The following is a 19,589-nucleotide window of genomic DNA, read 5'->3' on the forward strand; positions in this document are numbered from 1 at the left end:
TTAAAAAATCAAATGTTGTAATAAACTATCTACTTGCTCCTGGGTATTAAAAGCGTGAATAATAACGCGCAGCCGTTCTTTACCTGCGGGTACGGTTGGGCTAAAAACCGGTCGCACATCAATATTGTTTTGCTGCAACTGTTCGCTGATTTTTTTTAATTGCGCCACGTTGTTCTGGAAAATGCCGTTAATCGGTCCCGAATTTTTTAAAAAAATTCCCGTGGCAGCGGCTATTTTCTGGTTCAGGTAGCCGGAAAGAGCTTTTACGTGTTGTCGTTCGGCTTGCAGCGAAGGCAGGAAACTATAGGCACCTTTGATGGCTAAAATAGTATGCAGCGGCAAAGCTGTACTATAAATAAATGGTCGGCTAAAATTGATAAGGTATTCCCGCAAAGCTACAGAACCAACTACAACCGCCCCGTGGCTGCCAATGGCTTTGCCAAAGGTCATGATGCGGGCAAATACTTTGTTTGCCAATTTTTGTTCTACTACTAACCCTTCACCATTTGGGCCAAACAAACCGTTCGAATGCGCTTCATCTACTATTAAGTAAGCGCCTTTCTCTTCGCAAAATGCGGTTAAATCCAGAAGCGGCGCCTGGTCACCATCCATGGAATAAATAGATTCTACGGCTATATAGGCATTACCCGTGGCATGCTTAAACTTACGGCTTAAATCTTCTAAAGAATTGTGCTTGAAAGAATACGCCTTGGCTAGACTCAACCGGATACCTTCTTTGATGGAAGCGTGGCTGGCTTCGTCGTAAAAAATAGTATCACCCCGTTGCGGCACCGCCGAGAAAATTCCCAAATTAGCCACGTACCCGGAGTTAAACAGCAAAGCCGCTTCGGCTTGGTGAAAAGTAGCTAATTGTGCTTCGAGTAATTCGTAAACCGGATGATTGCCGGATAAAAGCCGCGAACCGGTCGCTCCCATTAAGTAATCGGAGAATTGCTCTGCTTCCAGTGCCACTAGTCGCTTTAAAGCAGCTGATCGGGCTAAACCCAGATAATCATTCGAACAAAAATCAATTTGCGCCTGGCTGGTTTTTAAGCGGCGGTAGGTCCCTTGGTCGAGTCGGGTATTTAATTTTTGCTGTAAGTTTTTCGGAAACTGCATGGCTTAGTTAGCCGGTTCCAAGGCATTTTTAAATGCTTTGCGCGGTTCTAAGCCCAATAACGCAAACATAGCCTGGTCTTCGTTGAAATCCGGGTTAGGCGTAGTTAACAATTTATCGCCGGAGAAAATAGAATTCGCGCCCGCTAAAAAGCAAAGAGCTTGTTCGGCTACGCTCATCGTACTCCGCCCCGCTGATAAACGCACCATGGTTTTGGGCATGGTTATGCGAGCGGTAGCAATCATGCGAATCATGTCCCAAACCGATACGCGGGGCTGATGCTCCAGGGGAGTACCAGCTACCGGAACCAGAGCATTAACCGGCACTGATTCCGGATGTTCCGGCATGGTGGCGAGTACGTGCAGCATTTCAATCCGGTCTTTGGTGGTTTCGCCTAAGCCAATAATGCCGCCGCTGCACACCGAAATACCGGCTTTGCGCACGTGGTCGATGGTGTTTAAACGGTCTTCGTATTTGCGGGTGGTGATAATATTGCTGTAATGATCGCCGGAAGTATCCAGGTTATGGTTGTAGGCGTATAAACCGGCTTGTTTTAGCCGCTCGGCCTGGTATTCGTTTACCATTCCTAGAGTACAGCAAACTTCTAAGCCCATGTCGTTTACCTGCGTAACCATACCCAGTACCCGGTCGAAATCGCGGTTATCGCGTACCTCGCGCCAGGCAGCGCCCATGCAGAAACGCGTAGAACCGGCATTTTTGGCGCGGGTAGCCGCTTCCAGCACTTCTTCGTCTTTTAACAAACCATGCGCTTTTACACCAGTTTGGTAACGGGCGGCCTGCGGACAATAGGCGCAATCTTCGGGGCAACCCCCGGTTTTTACCGATAACAAGGTACATACCTGTACTTCACTACCGGTTTGGTGTTGGCGATGCACATTCGCGGCTTCAACCATTAGTTCCAGGATGGGTTTGTGGTAAATTTCCCGGATCTCGTCCATCTCCCAATCGGTGCGGATGCTATTATTTAAGTTCGACATAGCCTGTTATTTTGAATTTCGAAAGTAAAGAAGAATTTACTACTTTAAAAAATTACTTGAGCGGTGGTATAGCCGTTTTTTCTTTAACTATCAGGTACTGATAAAACTAAAAACACCAAGGCTAAGCCTGGGTTTTAAGATTTTTAAATATTTATCGGAATTAGGTTAATCTTAGCTCAGATTTTTTAAGAATGAGGGCAGGTACGTAAAGCTCATACGCGTATACTAAATTTTTGAAAATTCGAGTATCTGGCGCAAGTCTTAGCGTAGCGAGACTTGTGCTGAAAAGACATAGGCAAGTCTCCTGACTTGCGTATTGCCACTTTTTTACTTTTTACCGCATTCGGAAGTCTGGAGACTTCCTTTCGTCAACAAGTCACAAGTCTCGTTGCGCTAAGACTTGTGCCAGTTTGGGAATAGGCTTTGTATAGCAATATGGCGCGGAAGTTACTTCCGTGACTTTCTAAATTATGCAGGTAAGTTAATGTAGAATTAATAAGCTTTCGATTAAGCTCCTAAGCAAGTCACGGAAGTAACTTCCGCGCCATCCCGAAACCACTTTAATGAACAGGTTTAAAAAAACAAAAAAGCGTCTGATCATAACTACCAGACGCTTTCCTTACAAAATTTAAAAAATTAGTGCTTCCGAAACTATAATCGTCTGATATCTGCGCCAATGGCGTTCAGGCGTTTGTCTATGTATTGGTAACCACGATCAATTTGCTCCACGTTGTCAATTATACTTTTACCTTCTGCGGATAAAGCGGCAATTAATAAGGCAACGCCAGCCCGGATGTCGGGTGAAGTCATTTTAATGCCCCGGAGTGGTACTTGCCGGTTGTGGCCGATTACGGTAGCGCGATGCGGATCGCACAAGATAATCTGCGCGCCCATGTCAATTAACTTGTCCACGAAAAATAAACGGCTCTCGAACATTTTCTGATGGATCAGGACGGTACCTTTGGCTTGGGTAGCCGTAACTAAAGCCACGCTGATTAAGTCGGGCGTAAAACCAGGCCAAATAGCATCGGCAATGGTTAAAATACTGCCATCGATGTAGGTGTCTATTTCGTAGGAATCCTGGGCCGGAATGTAAATATCATCACCCCGGAACTCCATTTGAATACCTAAGCGGCGGAAAGTATCCGGGATAATACCTAATTCCTGTATTTGGGCATTTTTTATCGTGATTTCGGAACCAGTCATGCCGGCTAATCCAATAAAAGAACCAATCTCAATCATGTCGGGCAACATGCGATGGTCAGTGCCACCCAGCTTTTCCACGCCTTCAATTACGAGTAAGTTAGAACCAACGCCGCTAATTTTAGCACCCATGCGCAACAGCATTTTACAAAGTTGTTGCAGGTATGGTTCGCATGCCGCGTTGTAAATAGTGGTGGTACCTTCAGCCAGTACCGCTCCCATTACAATATTGGCGGTACCCGTTACCGATGCTTCGTCGAGCAGCATGTAGGTTCCTTTTAACTTGTTAGGAGCCGTAATCTGGAAGAAAGAATCCTGGGAATCATAATTAAAAGTAGCGCCCAGTTTTTTCAAACCGTTAAAGTGCGTATCCATCGGGCGACGGCCAATTTTATCGCCACCCGGCTTCGGTAAAGCGCATACCCCAAAACGCGCCAGCATCGGTCCCATAATCATCACCGAGCCCCGCAAAGCCCGCCCCTGGGCCGCGTATTGTTCCGTTTTTAAATAATCCAGGTTAATATCGTCGGCGATAAAGGTATACGTAGCCGCGTCCTTCTTTTCTACTTTTACGCCTAAGGAAGCTAAAATTTCAATTAATTTATTTACATCCCGAATGTCCGGAACATTAGAAATCGTGACGGGTTCGGAGGTGAGTAATACGGCACATAAAATTTGCAAAGCTTCGTTTTTGGCGCCCTGCGGAATAATTTCTCCTTTTAGTTTATTGCCACCAATTACTTCAAAACAGGCCATTTAAATGAGTTAAGAGTTATAAGTTAAGAGTTATAAGTTGAATATTTCAGGCAAATAATAGCCTAAAACACGAACCTAAACTATGCGCGATTTAAAATAGAAATGGAAATAATTAGAGTTTGCACCAAAGTTAGCCGGGAAAGCACGAACGATAAGCTGTGCCATTGTTTGTGTCTTCACAAACAACTTTTAGGCCTTTAGCGAAAGTCTTAGTTAAAAAACGAACAACAGGTAACTAGCAACCAGCAACTAAACTACTGTTGTTTTTTGCGTTGCTGCTGTTTGTTGTCCTGCATTTTCTTCCGGTTGTTATTATTATTGTTGTTGTTGCTATTGTTGTTATTGTTGTTGGAAGAATTATTATTCTGATAAGCCGCTTTGGCGCTTACTTCAAATAAGCTGTTGGCTTCGATGCGGGCCAGATCCATGTTTAATTTACCCCGGGAAAGTTCGCGAATGTTATTCAGAATAATCTCGTCGGTGATAGAGTCTTTATTATAAGTGCGGTAAAGCGTTTTCATAAGTTTACCCAAGGAGATAATGGCCGCATCCTGCTCGTCCCGGTCTTTAATTTCAATGGCCTTGTTAATTAAGTGCTCCACGTTTTTACCGTAGTGTTTGTACTTCGGAACATCGTGCGGAATATCCATGCGAGCGGGTTTATCGTTCAGGTATTCCATGGCACTTAACGGATACGGGCAATCTACATCCAGCTTCCCATCGGACATTACGAACAAATGGTTCCACAGCTTTTGCTGCATATCCTGAATATCCCGGATCGCCGGGTTGAGTTTGGCCATGAGATTAACCAACAGTTGCGCGCTGCGGCTGCGTTGCGCCCGGTCTTCGATGGATAGAATGTAGGTTACAATATTTTGAACATTTCTGCCGTACTCGCGCAGTAGTAGTTCCTGTTTAAAACTGGAATTAGCAATCATAAGGTAAAGGTAAGATTTTTATTTAGTATCAGGTAGCAGGTAGCAGGTATCAAGTAGCAGGTAGAAATATTTAGAATTAAACTTAAATCAAATTTATTTTTAAGTCTTACTACTTGCTACCTGCTACTTATTCATGTATACGTAGTTTGGCGAAGCTGAGGAGTAAAGTTTTTTCGCCGGCTTCTTCAAATTCGATAATGGCTTTGGTGCTGTTGCCTTGAGTGTCCATTTTAGAAACTACACCAAAACCAAATTTAGGGTGTTCTACGCGCATACCGGCTTGTAAGTTGGCGGTGTCGCTGGCTACAAAGTCGGCGGGGGGCACGTAGTTGGTGGCTTTCTTTACTGCGGGCGTGCTCGGGATTAAATTGCTTTTGCGTTTTAAAACCTTATCAAAAACATTTTCTGCTTCGCCGTACTGGAAATTTAAAAATTTCGAATCAATCTCGTCGATAAACCGGCTTTTTTCGCAGGCCCGCAAATTGCCCCACTGGTAGCGACTGGTAGCGTAGGAGAGGGTCAGTTTTTTTTCGGCGCGGGTAATGGCTACGTAAAACAAACGGCGTTCTTCTTCTAAATCGGCGCGGGTAGTCAGCATCATTTGGCTCGGGAACAAATTTTCTTCCATGCCCACGATGTGCACGTTCCGGAATTCCAATCCTTTGGCCGAGTGAATGGTCATCATGGTGACGTATTCGCTGCCATCGTCCTGTTGTTTGTCGGCGTCGGTAATTAAAGCAATATCCTGCAAAAAGGCCGATAAGCTTTTATCTTCTTTTTCCGGGTCGTCCACAAATTCTTTAATCCCGTTGAGTAATTCCTGGATGTTTTCGTACCGGGCCAAGCCTTCGATGGATTTATCGGCGTACAGTTCTTCCACGATGCCGGATTGTTTGGCAATGTGCTTGGCTACTTCGAAAGCATCGTTTTGCTCAGCCATAATGGCGAAGCTTTTAATTTTAGTCGCAAAATCTTCGATAGGGGTGGCTACCCGGCCGGTCAAAAAGCTTTTAGCATTACTTACTACTTCCCAAATCGTGTGGTTGGTTTCGTCGGCCGAAACAATAATTTTTTCGATGGTGGTATCGCCAATGCCGCGTTTCGGGTAATTGATTACGCGGCGTAAAGCTTGCTCGTCGTTGGGGTTTACGGTAAGGCGCAGGTAGGCAATTAAATCTTTAATTTCTTTCCGTTGGTAGAACGACAAGCCCCCGATAATGCGGTACTTGATGTTCATCTTCCGCAAAGCTTCTTCCATGGCCCGGCTTTGGGCGTTGGTGCGGTACAGAATGGCGAAATCTTCGTAGGAAAGATGGTTGTTCATCTTTTCTTCAAAAATAGCGTTGGCCACCAATTTTCCTTCTTCGTTGTCGGAATTGGCTTTGATTACTTCAATCAGCGGACCTTCTTCGTTGTCGGTAAAAACATCTTTGCGCAGTTGGGCTTTGTTGTTTTTAATAACGGAGTTAGCGGCGTACACAATGTTTTTGGTAGAGCGGTAGTTTTGCTCTAGTTTAAAAACTTCCAGCTCGGGGTAATCGCGCTCGTAATTTAAAATATTCTGAATATCGGCACCCCGGAAGGCGTAAATACTTTGGGCATCGTCGCCTACCACGCAAATGTTGCGGTTTTTGGCGGCCAGTTTGCGGGTAATTAAATACTGCGAGTAGTTGGTATCCTGATACTCATCCACCATCACGTATTTAAAAATATTCTGGTATTTGTTCAGGGCATCTACGTGTTCTTTGAACAGCACGTTGGTATTAAACAATAAATCATCAAAATCCATCGCGCCGGCTTTAAAGCAGCGGCTTTGGTAGGCCTGGTATATTTCCCCGATTTTGGGGCGCATCGCCGCTTCGTCGTCCGCCTGAATGGTAGGGTCCTGACGGTATTGCGCTACGGTGATCAATTTGTTTTTAGCCGCCGAAATCCGGCCCAGCACCATGCCCGGCTTATACAGCTTTTCGTCCAGGTTCATTTCCTTCACGATGTTCCGGATCAGGGTTTTGGAATCGTCGGTATCGTAAATAGTGAAGTTGCTGGGGTAACCAATCTTCGGCGCTTCGGAACGCAGAATTTTCGCAAACACCGAGTGGAACGTGCCCATCCAAATATTTTTGGCCTCGTTGCCGATTACCTTTTCAATCCGGTGCCGCATTTCTTTGGCGGCTTTGTTGGTAAAAGTTAACGATAAAATATTAAAAGGATCTACGCCTTGGCTTATTAAATGGGCAATCCGGTAAGTTAATACCCGGGTTTTGCCGGAACCAGCGCCGGCTATAATCATGACCGGACCGTCGGTGTGCAGGACGGCGGCGCTTTGTGATTCGTTTAGTAATTTCAGGTAATCCATCTGCTTCAGGGCTGTCAGGGAAAAGGGTTGGCAAGTTAAAAAAAAATGTGGTACTCTCTTCTATGCTAACACGCAAACTACCCGGTTCAGTTTCTTAAAATTTCTTTCAGCCGGGACTTTATAAATTATCTTACGATATATTTTTATTATTACTAAATAATTGTATCATTACGAATGTTTCGTAGTATAGAAGATTAATAAATTATTTAAAAATATGGAAAAGTTAACTGCCCCGGAAGAGCAAGCCATGCAAGCCGTCTGGAAAATAGGAGAGGCCCACGTGAAGCTATTTTTAGAACAAATAAAGGAACCCAAACCACCTTATACCACGCTGGCCTCTACTATTAAAAACCTGGAAAAAAAAGGTTACCTGAGCAGCCGTTTAGTAGGAAATACTTACCTGTACCAACCGGCTATTTCGGCAGCAGAATACAAAAAGAAATTCATGAATGGCGTGGTGCAGAACTACTTCGCTAACTCTTATAAAGAGCTGGTAAACTTTTTTGTGGAGCAGAAAAAAATATCGGCCGAGGAGCTACAGGAAATTATTACTATGATCGAAGGAAAAAATAACAACCAGTAGCATGGAAGGGGTACTCATTTATAGTCTGAAGGTAGCCATTTGCCTGAAAGTGCTTTAATGATTTTACTTCTTAGCCTTGCGCCATTGGACGTTTTATAACTGGAACCGTTGGTTTTTGTTCCTGGGTACGCTGGTTTGTTACGCAATTCCGGCTTTGGCAACTTTGTCGTGGTTCCAAAATTCACCAAATCCGTATGGTCCGGTTATAAAAATTATTCCCCGGCTGTATACGCTTGCAACTCCTGGTTTTACTGCTGCAACTTATCCGGACATTTATACCGATTTTTTAAATTTTTGGCTGCCGTTGCTATTTTTTACCGGAATGCTGGCGCAGGGCACCCAACTGGCTATGCAGTTCTGGCCTTTTTACCAGTTGCGCCAACAAGCCAAAAGGTTACCGGATTATGCAGAAAAGGTGTACCAGGTAGATCAAAACCTGGCTCCGTTTTCGTTTGGGTAGTCTATTTTTTAAATTCTGAGCTGCTTCAGCCCGCGGAGTTTCCCGAAATTATCCGGCATGAGCTGGTGCATATCCGGCAAAAGCCCACCTGCGATGTTCTTTGGCTGGAGTTCTTATTGCTTTTTTAGTGGTATAATCCTTCCGGTAAATGTCAAAGATCTACCTCCGCCACCGCTCGTAGTTCGAGAATTTGCAATGCCTAGTAAGTTTGAAGAAAATAGTGAAATGTACGATTTTAACGATCCGATCAGCAAAGCTAAGGCCGCAGAGCAATACGGGGAGCTGCCGAAAAGTTTGTTACAGTGGTAAAAACATGGCTTACTAACTAAGAAAAACAAGAAAGAGCCGACACCCAAAAGGGCGGCTCTTTCTTGTTAAAAATTTAAAAATTTTCTATAACAAATCTTTATTACCATTCAAACGCATAATCTTTTCCTCTAGCAAAGGAGAAACAATGGTAAGCAGGTGCTCCACCAGGCCTGGGTTTTTAATAGGCTTTTCGTCGAGCAGGGTAATAATGCCAATGTTTTTTTGATTCAGGTCTTTTAGAGCCATACCCATGTAACTATGTACGCCCAAGTGCTGCAAAATAAGCGCTTCCGGAAACTCCTGCTGGATGCCCAAAGGGTAATAACAAATACTGTGGCTTAAAGCATTCTGGCAGGGAGCGCCAATGGTGCTGTACACGGCATTATCCAGCACGGTGCCGTTGGCCATAAATAATAGAGAGCTTAACTCCGATAAATCCTCGGTGTGCGCTTTGCTGATCAGGATGTATTTTACCTGCGTAATGTCGTAAATATGTTTGGCTAGTACCTCCAGCGTATTGGCGGGTTTTACCTGCAAAGCTAAATGTATGGTCTGGTTGATAAGGGCTTTTTCTTCGAAGTTCCAATCATCAATGCGGTGGTGTATAAATTCATATTTCATAGCCCAAATTTTTACAAACAATACGTTTTACTGGATAGTGTAGCGCTTCTAAGAAATCCGATAGCCGCTTTATAATAAATTTTAAATTTTTTAAATGGAGAGCGCCAGGCTAGTAAATGCAAGTTAAATATTTTTAAAAGCGATTTGGCATTCTTTACAAATAACCACGAAGGGTCATGCTAATCAGTAATAAATGAGTAAATTTTAAATTGATAATAAAGTAATAACTAAAATTTAACAATTTCTTAACATTACCCATAGTTGTTTTATTCTCTTAAACTGACCTTGATTCTCTACTTTTGTAAAATTTTTAAAGTTTAGGCGTTCTCTCCACTCTCCACCCGCGTCGGCTTTAAAAACAAAAGAGACTAAAGATGAGAAAAAATGTTTGGCTGCCCAAACTAAAAAAGGGCCGTTGGTGCTATATAACAACCTTTTTACTGGTAAACACTTTTGCTTTCCGGGCAGCCGCCCAGCAAAGTAACCAGGATTCTACTACTTCCCAGGGCGAAGGAATTTACTCGGTTTTTAAAAAGTTCGAAAATTTAAAATTTAGCGGCTACATCCAGCCACAATTTCAGTTGGCCCAGAGTGCGGGCGCTCCCAGCTTTGCGGGTGGTAACTTTGCGGCTAATTCCAACAACCGGTTTATGCTGCGGCGGGGCCGCATCCGGATGGAGTATACCATGTTGCAGCACGATGAATTGCCTTCGGTGGCGTTTGCATTTCAGTTTGATGTAACCGAAAGAGGCGTGCAGATTCGGGATTTTTACGGGAAAATTTACGAAAATCATTTTAGTACATTTCATTTGACCACCGGCATGTTCCCGCGGCCTTTTGGTTTCGAAGTCAATTATTCTTCGTCGCAGCGCGAAGCTCCGGAACGGGGCCGTATGTCGCAGATTTTGTTCCGTACGGAACGCGATTTAGGCTTGATGCTGAGTTTTGAGCCGCAACGGAAAAATGCTGCTCTCAAAAATTTACGCGTGGAAGCCGGTTTATTTAATGGTACGGGCGTAGCCGCTCCCACCGATTACGACAGTCATAAAGATTTTATCGGTCGCGTTTCGCTCAAACCTTCATTAATTGCTAAAAAACTAGTTCTGTCCGGGAGTGTGTCGCATTACAATGGCGGCATGCGCCAGTTTGGTAAACAAGTGTACCGGTTAAACAAAACCGTTGCCGGACCTATGTTCCAGGTAGATTCTGCGGAAACCAATATTGGTAAAATTGCTACCCGCCGGTATTACGGTGCTGATGCGCAACTTAAAATTTTAAACAAATGGGGCGCTACGGAGCTTCGGGGCGAATTTATCACCGGCCGGCAACCTGGTATTGCCACATCTTCGGAAGTGCCTTCCACCGAACCAACTACCGACGAAATTACCTTCGTGAATAATCTGCCTTTTGCCCGGAAAGTAGGTTTGCCCATTTACCACCGCCGGTTTAACGGCGCTTATTTTTACTTTTTACAAGATATTAAAACTAATCGCGACCAGATTGTACTTAAATACGATTGGTATGATCCGAACCAAGAAGTAAAAAACAGTGAAATTGGCCGGCTAGGTTCCAACACCAATGAAGCTGATATTAAATTCAGCACCTTAGGCGGCGGGTATATTCATAATTTTAGCAATAACGTGCGCTTTACTTTTTGGTACGACTGGGTGACAAACCGACCCACGCAACTAGCCAAATACGCCCACGACTATAAAGACAATATTTTAACTATTCGCGTAATGTATCGTTTTTAAGCAGGTAGCAAGTAGCAAGTAGCAGAACTCTTTAATCTTGCTACCTGCTACCTGCTTCTTGTTTATTTCTCCAGTATTACCTGCTCCGAAATTTCTGCTAAGCCTTGTTGCATTTTTAAAATATAGAGGCCTCTCGGTAAGTTCTCGACCGGAATTTTTACAGTTTTCGTTATTTGATTTTTGTGGTCGCCGGCCGTAGTATACACCGGCTGGCCTTGATTATTGTACAGGGTAAGCACAGAACTTGCATCCCAAGCCGCCGGAAGATCTATCGTTACATAAGAGCGGGCAGGGTTGGGGTAAATGCGTAAGTCTATGGCAGACGCGCTCGTACTTGGGGTAACTTCCAGATAATCCAGGTTAGGGCCCGAGGTTCCGGTAGCCGTTAACCGCACTTTATTAGTACCGGCGGTTAAAGGGGCATTTACACTTTTACCAGCCCAGTTGGTCCACTGGCCGGTAGCAGTAAAGGCTAAATCCGCGGAAATAACTTTTTCGTTCACCTGCAACCGCAGATTTCGGGTGCCCTGGTTTAAGGCGTACTGTACTTTTAAATTATAGCTGCCCGCCGTGGGTACATAAACGGTAAATTCTACGTAATCGTCGCTTTCATTTATAAAATCCGCAAAACCTTTACCGCTAAAGCCCGCATTTTTTGCCGAAACCTGAGCTCCTTTTAACAAAGCTTCTTCGGCTTCGAGCTTATACGTTGTTGAAATGTCGCGGTAAACGGCGGTGTAAGTAGCGTTATTTTGCGGCGTAGCAATGGTTTGGTTAGCCGCCCCACCGTGCTGCCATTTTTCAAAAACATAGGTTTTACCATTCAGAGTTTGATTATCTACCGGCCCTAAACTTCTTGCAATGCCTTCCACGCTGGTTTCGGTGTGCGGGGCGGTAAACGGTTGCCCATCCATCGTTACTTTTAATCCGGCCGGTTGAGTGGCCAGCGTGATGGTAGAGGTATACGGATGAATGTCGCGGGAAACGGTGTGGGTTAAGCCTTTCGAGTCTTTTACCGTTACGGATAGTTCGTACCACACATTGGCCGATACTTCACCGCTGGTAGGTATAGTAAAAGAACCACTCTTTACCCCGGCGGCTATAGGCGGACCATCGTGGGTATGTGTATCATGATGAAAATCAACGGACCAGGTAAAAGCGCTGGCCGGCAAGGTGCCATCTTCCTTATCCGTAGCTTCCCCGGAAAACAGAATGGTCTGACCTCCCCGGTAAAGTGAGTTAGCCGCCGGCGTATTAATTATAGCTATTGGTGGACTGTTAAAGGCAGTAACAGTAAGCGCAACAGAGCTGCTGGTAACGCTGCCCACCGCATTTTTAACCAATACCCGGTAATTACCGGCGTCCGTTGGTTTTGTGCTGGCGATAGTGTAAGTAGCCGCAGTAGCGCCGCTAATGTTTGCATTATTTTTTTGCCATTGGAAAGTAAGCGGCGTTTGGCCCGTTACCGTAACGCTATATGTGGCGGGCTGGCCGGCCGGTACCGAAATACTTTTTGGCTGTTGCACAATTTCCGGAGCTGTATTCGTCGTATAAATAATCTTAAATACCGCGCTAGTGGTTCTTTCCAGGTAATACAAATTGCCATCGTTGCCTACGGTTAACCCTAAGGCGCTTGCGCCTAAGCCTGTAGCAAAAGGTTTTCTTTTAACCGTACCACCGGAAAAATCAAGGAAATTAATCCATTTGCTGCAATAATCCTGAAAAAAGTATTTCCCCCAGTAAGCCGCCGGGTAATTGGTTGTAGTGGGATTAAAAAATACCCCACCGGTAATGGCGCAACCTGTTCCGTCTTCGGCGCTAAAGTTGCGCGAATACGTATAAACCGGGTTCACGTAATTAGGATTGGTGCTAACCCCTTCGGTTATGGGCCAGCCAAAGTTTTTTCCCCCGGTAGTAGCATTATTAATTTCCTCCCAGGTAATCTGGCCCACATCATTTACGAACATTTTGCCGGTACCAGGCTGCACCGAGAAAGTAAACGGATTGCGTAAGCCCAAGGCCCAAATTCTTTTTTGCTGCGCGGAGCCAGTAGGGAAAGGATTTCCGGAAGGTACCGACCCATTGGTGTTAATGCGCAATAATTTGCCGTGGTACGTATCCTTATTTTGGGAGTTAGCCGAGTTGGCATTGTCACCCACGGCTACGTATAATTTTCCGTCGTTGCGGAAGTGCATGGCGCCGCCATTATGATTAGTGGCCGAGCTAAGCGGGTCCAGATCCAGTACTACTACTTCGCTACCGGGTACTACCTGGTCGCCGTTCGCGGTAAACCGGCTAATGCGATTGTGGGAAGCGTCGGGTAAGGTGTAATAAACATACAGAAAATTATTGCTGGCGAAATTTGGATCTAATACTAAGCCAATTAACCCTCTTTCCCCTTCGGGCGTTACCGGCAATTGCATGAAAGGAGTGGTTAGTAACTTGCCATTTTTGATTATCCGTAAATTGCCGTTCTGCTGCGCTACAAAAATTCTTCCATCCGGGGCAAAGGTCATGGTAGTGGGCTTGGAAATGCCTGCAGCCACTTGCACCCGACTAAAACCGGTTGGTAAATTCTGCGCTAAAGTTTGAGAACTGATCAGGAATAAAATAAGATAGAAAAGATTTTTTTTACCTTTTAAGGTAGATAATAGCGTAGAAAAAGTCATTGGTATGCTGATTAAAATGATTGAATTTACATGAAAACACGGGGGGATGTACTGGATTGAAGCACAAAAATTGGCTTTTTGGGGTGAATATTTAAAAGTATAAAGTGAGTTTTTATGCAACCCGTTTTTAAAAAACTCGGCTTAAAATAAATAAGGTTCTTTCGGGTGGATTTTTAAAATAGCTGTAAAATTTTACTTACCGAGGTCCGGTGAGTTAGTTAGTACACGATTTTGGTTGATTGCGGTGCGGTTTTTTAAATTTTAGGTTGATTTAGATTAGGGAATTACTGGTAACTTGCAGCTGGGCTTAACCTTTTAAAAACAATATTTGGTATCATAAATTATCTTTTTTTCTGAAACTAAACTTTCCCCAATATAGGATAAAAGCTTTAAAAACCAGTAGAAAATCCATGAATTTAGCCTATTCGCAAAAAGATACTACAAGTATTTTGTACAGACACAGCTTTTAACCCCGCCCGGAGTAGGGGTCGTTGTTCCTGTTTAAGCAATATTTTAAAAATCAGAATCATACATACGCCTTTCTCCTAGCGTTTTTACCCCGTATTTCAAAAGCCCGGCCGCTACTTTCTTTGTTTATTTAGCGAGTAGCCGAAAATACCCCGTTTCCATTAGAACCCATGTAAGAACCCCAGACGGGCTTTTCTTTGATTTGAATGGGCGTATCAATGCGTTTAATGCGCATCCCTAAAAAAGAAAGTAAATCGGAGTGGTTGTAATACTGGCAATGCACAATATCCAGGTAGCCATCTTGGTCGAGGTCGCCGAGCCAGGGCGTAGAAAAAATGTTTTTAAATCCTTTGGTTTGATCAATGGGATTTATGGAATTGTGCTTAAAATCAATTGCTAAAAGTTTGTTTTCTATCGGAAAGGAAGTTTGATTGAGTAAACTGCGGTTGCAATCGTATTCGTTGATACTCAGGATAACCTCGTCTTGTCCGTCGTGGTTTAAATCATAAACTACCGGCGACGAAAATCCGGAACAGCCTAAGGCGTTTTGGTAAGCAATTTTGCCATTTTTACCATCGAGTAAAATCTGACGAGTTCCTGTATTGCTGGGCCAGGCTCCTTTGCTTACAAAAGTAAAAAAATCCGGAATAGCATCATCCGTAAAATAACCCACGGCAAAGCTGTTGCTCGATTCGGTTTCGGGTATTTGCTGTTGCCAGATTAACTGTTGATTTTGGCCATCCAGGGCAAATATAGTGCTGCCGTGCGAAATAGCCACAAGATCCGGCACTTGGTCGTTGGTAATATCTACTACAACGGGCGGCGCTATAAACCCATGGCCTTTTTCCGAAGCAATTATTTTGGCCCGGGATAGTTTATGCTGCATCAAGTCGGTGAGTTTAGCCAAGTATAAATTGCCCGCTATGGTTTCGCCACCGGTACCAAACAAAATATGCCACTCCTGCTCGGCTGGCCGTTTAAAACACACCGGCGACATGTAGGACTCCCGGCCGTCGGGCATGGTATCGGCAGCTAGTACCTGTCCGTTTTTAGCATCGATTACCATTAAAACGCCCGGAAAACGATCTTTGGTGGAATTCGGTTGGGCATTGGCGTTGCCCCCGTTAATGGTAAGTAATTCTTGGAAGCCATCGTTATTCTGGTCCGGAATTAAGGCTAGATTATAAAAGTTAAAACGTGCAAATTTTAAAATTGGATCATGTTCGAACTGATACTTATATTCCCAGATTACTTTCCCGGTTTTGCCATCCAGCGCTTTTAAATGGGGCGAACGGCCCCCGATAAAAACATCTGACACGTTATCCTGGGTAATATCGTATAAAGTGGCGGAGCCGTACACCTGGTCCGGGGCTTGCTGCTGCCATAGGACTTTCCCGGTTTTTCCGTCCAAGGCCAGAATTCCTTGTTCGCTTCCTTCAAATTCGTTTTTACCGGCTCCCATCACAATGTCCAGGGTGCCATCTTGGTTTAAATCGGTGGCTCGCGGCGACGATTGCGAACCAATGCTGTACAGGTTTTTATCCCAGACCACGTTGCTTTTGCTTTTTTTAGGCGTGCAATTTTGAATAATAATACAGTTTAGAAAAAAGAAAAAAGCCCGGTAACAAAAGTGCCGCATAAATTAGAATAGTAATGGAATAAGATAAAATAGTCCGGATAAATGGGAAAATAAGTTTAAATCCTTAAACGAGCTATTATTTAAAATTTATTCAAAATAAGATTAGTAGGCCCTCTAAAATTTAAAAAAATGCTTTAACAGGCTTTTGTGCTGGTAAAGTTAAAAATAGGCCTTTATTAAAACACTATAATTTTAAACGAATGCCGAGGCGGCTTAATAAACCCGTTACGCCGACACAGCCCAGCGCAAACAAGAACGACTTTAATAATCCCACGCCGCCGGTGAGCATCCAGGCTGGCCAGTGAATGTTTAAAAGATTTACGGCCGCATAGGCCAAGTAGGGAAGCAGGTAACACAACAAGGTATCGGTGCCGGCCGGTTTAATAAAGCTAAACCAATGCGCTTTCCCTTTTATATCGGCTAACCAATAAATAGCCATAAAGGCCAGAATGGTTAAAGCACTGCAGATAAATAACCAGGCCGGGGTGGCGCCCAGCTTGGCAATGCCCCAGTAAGGCCGCGTATAAAAGCCTAAAGCCATTAAGCCCACCGCCACCCCGCCTAATACCAACAATAGCCGGCCAGAATTATTTTGTGGCCGGAAATGCTGAATGAGCAAAGTTATAATTACGCCGCCTAAAGTAATCGCTACCAAGGTGCCGCCTAAAATAGGATTAGGAATAATATTTAAAAAACTATCCGCTGGAATTAACTTGGCGCTGGATGCCATACTTAAACCGCAGAACAACACCCATGCTACTCCAATCAAAAAATACTGGCGGCCGGCGAAAAGCGTAGTAAGGGCACTCGCCAGGTAAGACCAGCCAATTAACCCCAGAATGCCCCACCAGTAAGTAGCAAACTGGCCCGCTTCATCGCCTTCGCCGCCTCGGTACATAAAAGCTAGAGTTAGTAAAATTCCCACTCCGATTGCTTGTAATAACCGGGCCACCCCAGGTTTAACAGTAACCGGGTACATATTCCAAATCAAAATAAACGCTAAACAGGAAAGGGAGTACCAGCCCGTCCGGGAAAGTCCCGTGGCTGTTTCCTGAATGTATTCGCCATTTACTAAAAACAAACCCATTACCAACAAAGCCAGGGTGCGGGCGGCTATATGACCTACCAAGGTAAACGTACGATCGCCTTTCTTTTTTCGGTTGGCGATTGCTAAGGGTATAGACATGCCCACAATAAACAGAAAAGCCGGGAAAACGGTATCGGCTAAACCCATGCCATCTACGCCACGGGGCACATGTTCCAACCAAGCCGGTATATGCTTTAACGACCACAAATCATTTACAAAAATCATGAGCACCATGGTAATGGCTCTTAAAATATCAATAGATGCTAACCGGGCAGGGGCAACAGAAGTTGCCGCTATAGGTTTAAACCCAGAGGCGTTATTTACAGGAGTTGTTTGGGTAAGGGCCATAGTGGATGGTGATAGGTAGGGAAGTAATATACTGGATTTATGGTATTTAAACAATGATGGTAAGCGGCATTTTAAATAGTTTTACTGAAAGCAATTTTACCGGTAAAAAGCTTCGTAAAACCAGCTTTCATAAAACATAAATTTGGGTGATAAAAGTAACGCGGTTATCTATTTAAATGAAAGCACCGAATATGAAAAAAAAAACCAACGGTAAAAGATTACTTTATGGATTGATACCTAAGTTGGAATTCGGCAAAATAGAATTGTTGCGGATCTCAGATTAGCAAAACCATTTTGTTTCATGTTTTATTTGCGGAGCCAGGGTTGGGGCTTAAACAATGATTTTTTAAATTTTTCTATTTCTCAACAGCTATTTATTTAAAAAGCAGGTTTTAATTTTAAATTTCTATTCACCGGAATAATTCTTAATTTTCCGTTTGCACCTAACAAAAACAGCCATGAAAAAACGCATACCATTTGGTCGAGTGATTTTTTGGGTAACCTTCTTTGCCTTCGGCCTGATCTTACCCGGTTACGGTCAGAGCAGCGCTGTTTTAGCGGGAAAAGTAGAGCGGATTAAGGTGCACGGCAAAGGTTTGGAGGGAAACCTGGCCGGCGATTCTCCGGACCGGGAAGTGTCGGTGTATCTGCCGCCTAGTTATAAAGCGAATACCAAGCGCCGCTACCCCGTAGTTTTTCTTTTGCACGGTTACACCGATAGCGATGCCAAGTTGTACGGTTTTGAAAAGCACTGGATGAACTTACCGGAAGTGCTGAACCAAGCTTTTGACAAAAGCAAAACTCAGGAAATTATTTTTGTAACGCCTAATGCGTATACGCGTTTTCAGGGCAGCATGTATTCTAACTCTGCTACTACGGGCAATTGGGAAGATTTTGTCGCGAAAGAACTGGTGGCTTACATCGATAAAAATTACCGCACCATCTCGAAAGCGGCAAGCCGGGGTTTAGCCGGGCACTCGATGGGCGGGTACGGTGCCATGCGCATTGGCCAGAAATATCCAGAGGTTTTTTCCAGTTTGTATTTGCTGAGCCCGTGTTGTTTGGAAACCACCAGCAACGTCTCCCCGGATGCTACTGCTCAAGCGAAACTAGCCGCTATTAAAACGCAGGAAGATTTTGAGAAAGCCGATTTTTTCACGAAAGCTACTTTTGCGTCGGCAGCGGCCTGGTCGCCGAATCCGGCTAAACCGCCTTTTTACCTGGACCTGCCTTTGGAGAATGGCCAGGTGCAACCAATGGTTTTGGCTAAATGGACCGCCAACCGGCCCCTCGCCAGCATCGACCAGCATATATTTGCCCTCCGGAAATTACGCGGAATAGCTTTTGATGCCGGTTCGCAGGATAAAGGCATTGCCGCCAGCATTAAAGAACTAGATAAAGTGCTTAATAGCTACGGCATTAAACATTTTTACGAAGAATACGACGGCGACCACATCAATCGCGTAGCCGAACGCATTGGCGGTAATTTGTTAAAATTCTTTTCGGAGAACTTAGCTACCGATCAACCGAAAAAATAAAAATTTAAAAATTTAAAGAAGCGGAAGCAAGTTTAAATGCAAGTATGCTTTTATAATGAAAGAATTTAGCGCAAGTGTTCCGCATAGCGTCACTTGTGCTTTAAAGACCAGGGGAATTCTCTGACTTTCGGATGTTATAAACTTCCTTTTATTAATAGTTAGGCCACATTGAAGAATAATGACAGGATTCAAAGAGAATACTATAAAGATAGCATCTGCGCTAGGTCTCTCTAATGACAACTTTGCAGCTGTTGGGATTCATGATTGGCCATTAATCATGCAGAAGATTGAACGGAACTTTGTAAAGAAGGAAAACTCCAATACTAAATTTAATTGGTGGTGGGAAAGCTTCAAAGGTCCTCATTTTAGTATTGATTTTATAAATGATAATGCTTTTATATTCCTTGATCAAATAGTTGATAAAGAAGAAAAAGTTTGGTTTGTGGCTTGTGATTCTGATTATGACCCAAGTAAGTTTTGGCTGTTTCAAGGATATATCAACCCAATTCAAAAGATAATTGGAGAGCTACCTTATATTGAATATTATATAGTATCCAAAAAATATGAATGGTTGATTTGTGAAAGTGACCATGGTGTGTTAATAGGATTAGGAAGTATTATTCCTAAAATGCAGCAATTTAAAATAGAAAACAACGTGGCCTAACAAGGTGTATAATTCAGGCTTCGGCTACGCCTTGCCCGCATCATACACTAGACGTACCGGTTACGCTTCGCTAAACCAGCC

General features: G+C 43.9%; 14 protein-coding genes. 5 read left to right on the plus strand and 9 right to left on the minus strand.

Features of this window, described 5'->3' with window-relative positions; translation table 11 throughout:
* The 5 genes from AHMF7616_RS05040 to AHMF7616_RS05060 all read right to left on the minus strand — a co-directional run bounded on the left by AHMF7616_RS05040 (position 1) and on the right by AHMF7616_RS05060 (position 7,368).
* The gene (locus tag AHMF7616_RS05040; RefSeq protein ID WP_115371891.1) at positions 1-1,119 is read right to left on the minus strand and encodes an aminotransferase class I/II-fold pyridoxal phosphate-dependent enzyme; all 1,119 of its coding nucleotides are present in this window, start codon (positions 1,117-1,119) and stop codon (positions 1-3) included.
* 3 nt (positions 1,120-1,122) lie between these two features.
* Positions 1,123-2,115: a biotin synthase BioB gene (bioB, locus tag AHMF7616_RS05045; RefSeq protein ID WP_115371892.1), complete on the minus strand. Its 993-nt coding sequence runs from the start codon at positions 2,113-2,115 to the stop codon at positions 1,123-1,125.
* Between the two features lie 651 nt (positions 2,116-2,766).
* Positions 2,767-4,074, minus strand: coding sequence for a UDP-N-acetylglucosamine 1-carboxyvinyltransferase (gene murA / locus AHMF7616_RS05050; protein WP_115371893.1), 1,308 nt, complete (start codon positions 4,072-4,074; stop codon positions 2,767-2,769).
* A 254-nt stretch (positions 4,075-4,328) separates the two neighbouring features.
* Positions 4,329-5,012, minus strand: a complete 684-nt coding sequence (locus AHMF7616_RS05055) for a DUF4290 domain-containing protein (RefSeq protein ID WP_115371894.1) — start codon at positions 5,010-5,012, stop codon at positions 4,329-4,331.
* 127 nt (positions 5,013-5,139) lie between these two features.
* Positions 5,140-7,368 (minus strand): ATP-dependent helicase, encoded by a 2,229-nt coding sequence (locus tag AHMF7616_RS05060; protein WP_115371895.1) that lies wholly within the window; start codon positions 7,366-7,368, stop codon positions 5,140-5,142.
* Between the two features lie 214 nt (positions 7,369-7,582).
* Between AHMF7616_RS05060 and AHMF7616_RS05065 the strand changes: the two genes are divergently transcribed.
* Together AHMF7616_RS05065 and AHMF7616_RS05070 are read left to right on the plus strand one after the other, a co-directional pair.
* Positions 7,583-7,951, plus strand: a complete 369-nt coding sequence (locus tag AHMF7616_RS05065; RefSeq protein ID WP_115371896.1) for a BlaI/MecI/CopY family transcriptional regulator — start codon at positions 7,583-7,585, stop codon at positions 7,949-7,951.
* Positions 7,952-8,027: 76 nt separating this feature from the next.
* Positions 8,028-8,411, plus strand: a complete 384-nt coding sequence (locus AHMF7616_RS05070; protein ID WP_115371897.1) for a hypothetical protein — start codon at positions 8,028-8,030, stop codon at positions 8,409-8,411.
* A 393-nt stretch (positions 8,412-8,804) separates the two neighbouring features.
* Here AHMF7616_RS05070 and AHMF7616_RS05075 read toward each other — a convergent pair whose 3' ends face one another.
* Positions 8,805-9,341, minus strand: a complete 537-nt coding sequence (locus AHMF7616_RS05075) for a hypothetical protein (protein ID WP_115371898.1) — start codon at positions 9,339-9,341, stop codon at positions 8,805-8,807.
* Between the two features lie 374 nt (positions 9,342-9,715).
* Between AHMF7616_RS05075 and AHMF7616_RS05080 the strand changes: the two genes are divergently transcribed.
* Positions 9,716-11,095, plus strand: a complete 1,380-nt coding sequence (locus AHMF7616_RS05080) for a porin (RefSeq protein ID WP_115371899.1) — start codon at positions 9,716-9,718, stop codon at positions 11,093-11,095.
* Between the two features lie 62 nt (positions 11,096-11,157).
* Here AHMF7616_RS05080 and AHMF7616_RS05085 read toward each other — a convergent pair whose 3' ends face one another.
* The 3 genes from AHMF7616_RS05085 to AHMF7616_RS05095 form a co-directional block, all read right to left on the minus strand.
* Complete coding sequence (locus AHMF7616_RS05085; protein ID WP_115371900.1) at positions 11,158-13,764, minus strand: PQQ-dependent sugar dehydrogenase; 2,607 nt, start codon at positions 13,762-13,764, stop codon at positions 11,158-11,160.
* Between the two features lie 598 nt (positions 13,765-14,362).
* Positions 14,363-15,871: an outer membrane protein assembly factor BamB family protein gene (locus tag AHMF7616_RS05090; protein WP_115371901.1), complete on the minus strand. Its 1,509-nt coding sequence runs from the start codon at positions 15,869-15,871 to the stop codon at positions 14,363-14,365.
* Between the two features lie 184 nt (positions 15,872-16,055).
* Positions 16,056-17,306, minus strand: a complete 1,251-nt coding sequence (locus tag AHMF7616_RS05095; RefSeq protein ID WP_115371902.1) for a DUF5009 domain-containing protein — start codon at positions 17,304-17,306, stop codon at positions 16,056-16,058.
* A gap of 458 nt (positions 17,307-17,764) precedes the next feature.
* Here AHMF7616_RS05095 and AHMF7616_RS05100 point away from each other — a divergent pair, with 458 nt between their 5' ends.
* Both AHMF7616_RS05100 and AHMF7616_RS05105 read left to right on the plus strand, forming a co-directional pair.
* A complete protein-coding gene (locus tag AHMF7616_RS05100; RefSeq protein ID WP_115371903.1) occupies positions 17,765-18,844 on the plus strand; it encodes an alpha/beta hydrolase in 1,080 nt (359 codons plus the stop codon).
* 178 nt (positions 18,845-19,022) lie between these two features.
* Positions 19,023-19,508, plus strand: a complete 486-nt coding sequence (locus AHMF7616_RS05105; protein ID WP_115371904.1) for a DUF6756 family protein — start codon at positions 19,023-19,025, stop codon at positions 19,506-19,508.
* Positions 19,509-19,589 lie beyond the last annotated feature (81 nt).

Source organism: Adhaeribacter pallidiroseus (assembly GCF_003340495.1).
Lineage (GTDB): Bacteria > Bacteroidota > Bacteroidia > Cytophagales > Hymenobacteraceae > Adhaeribacter > Adhaeribacter pallidiroseus.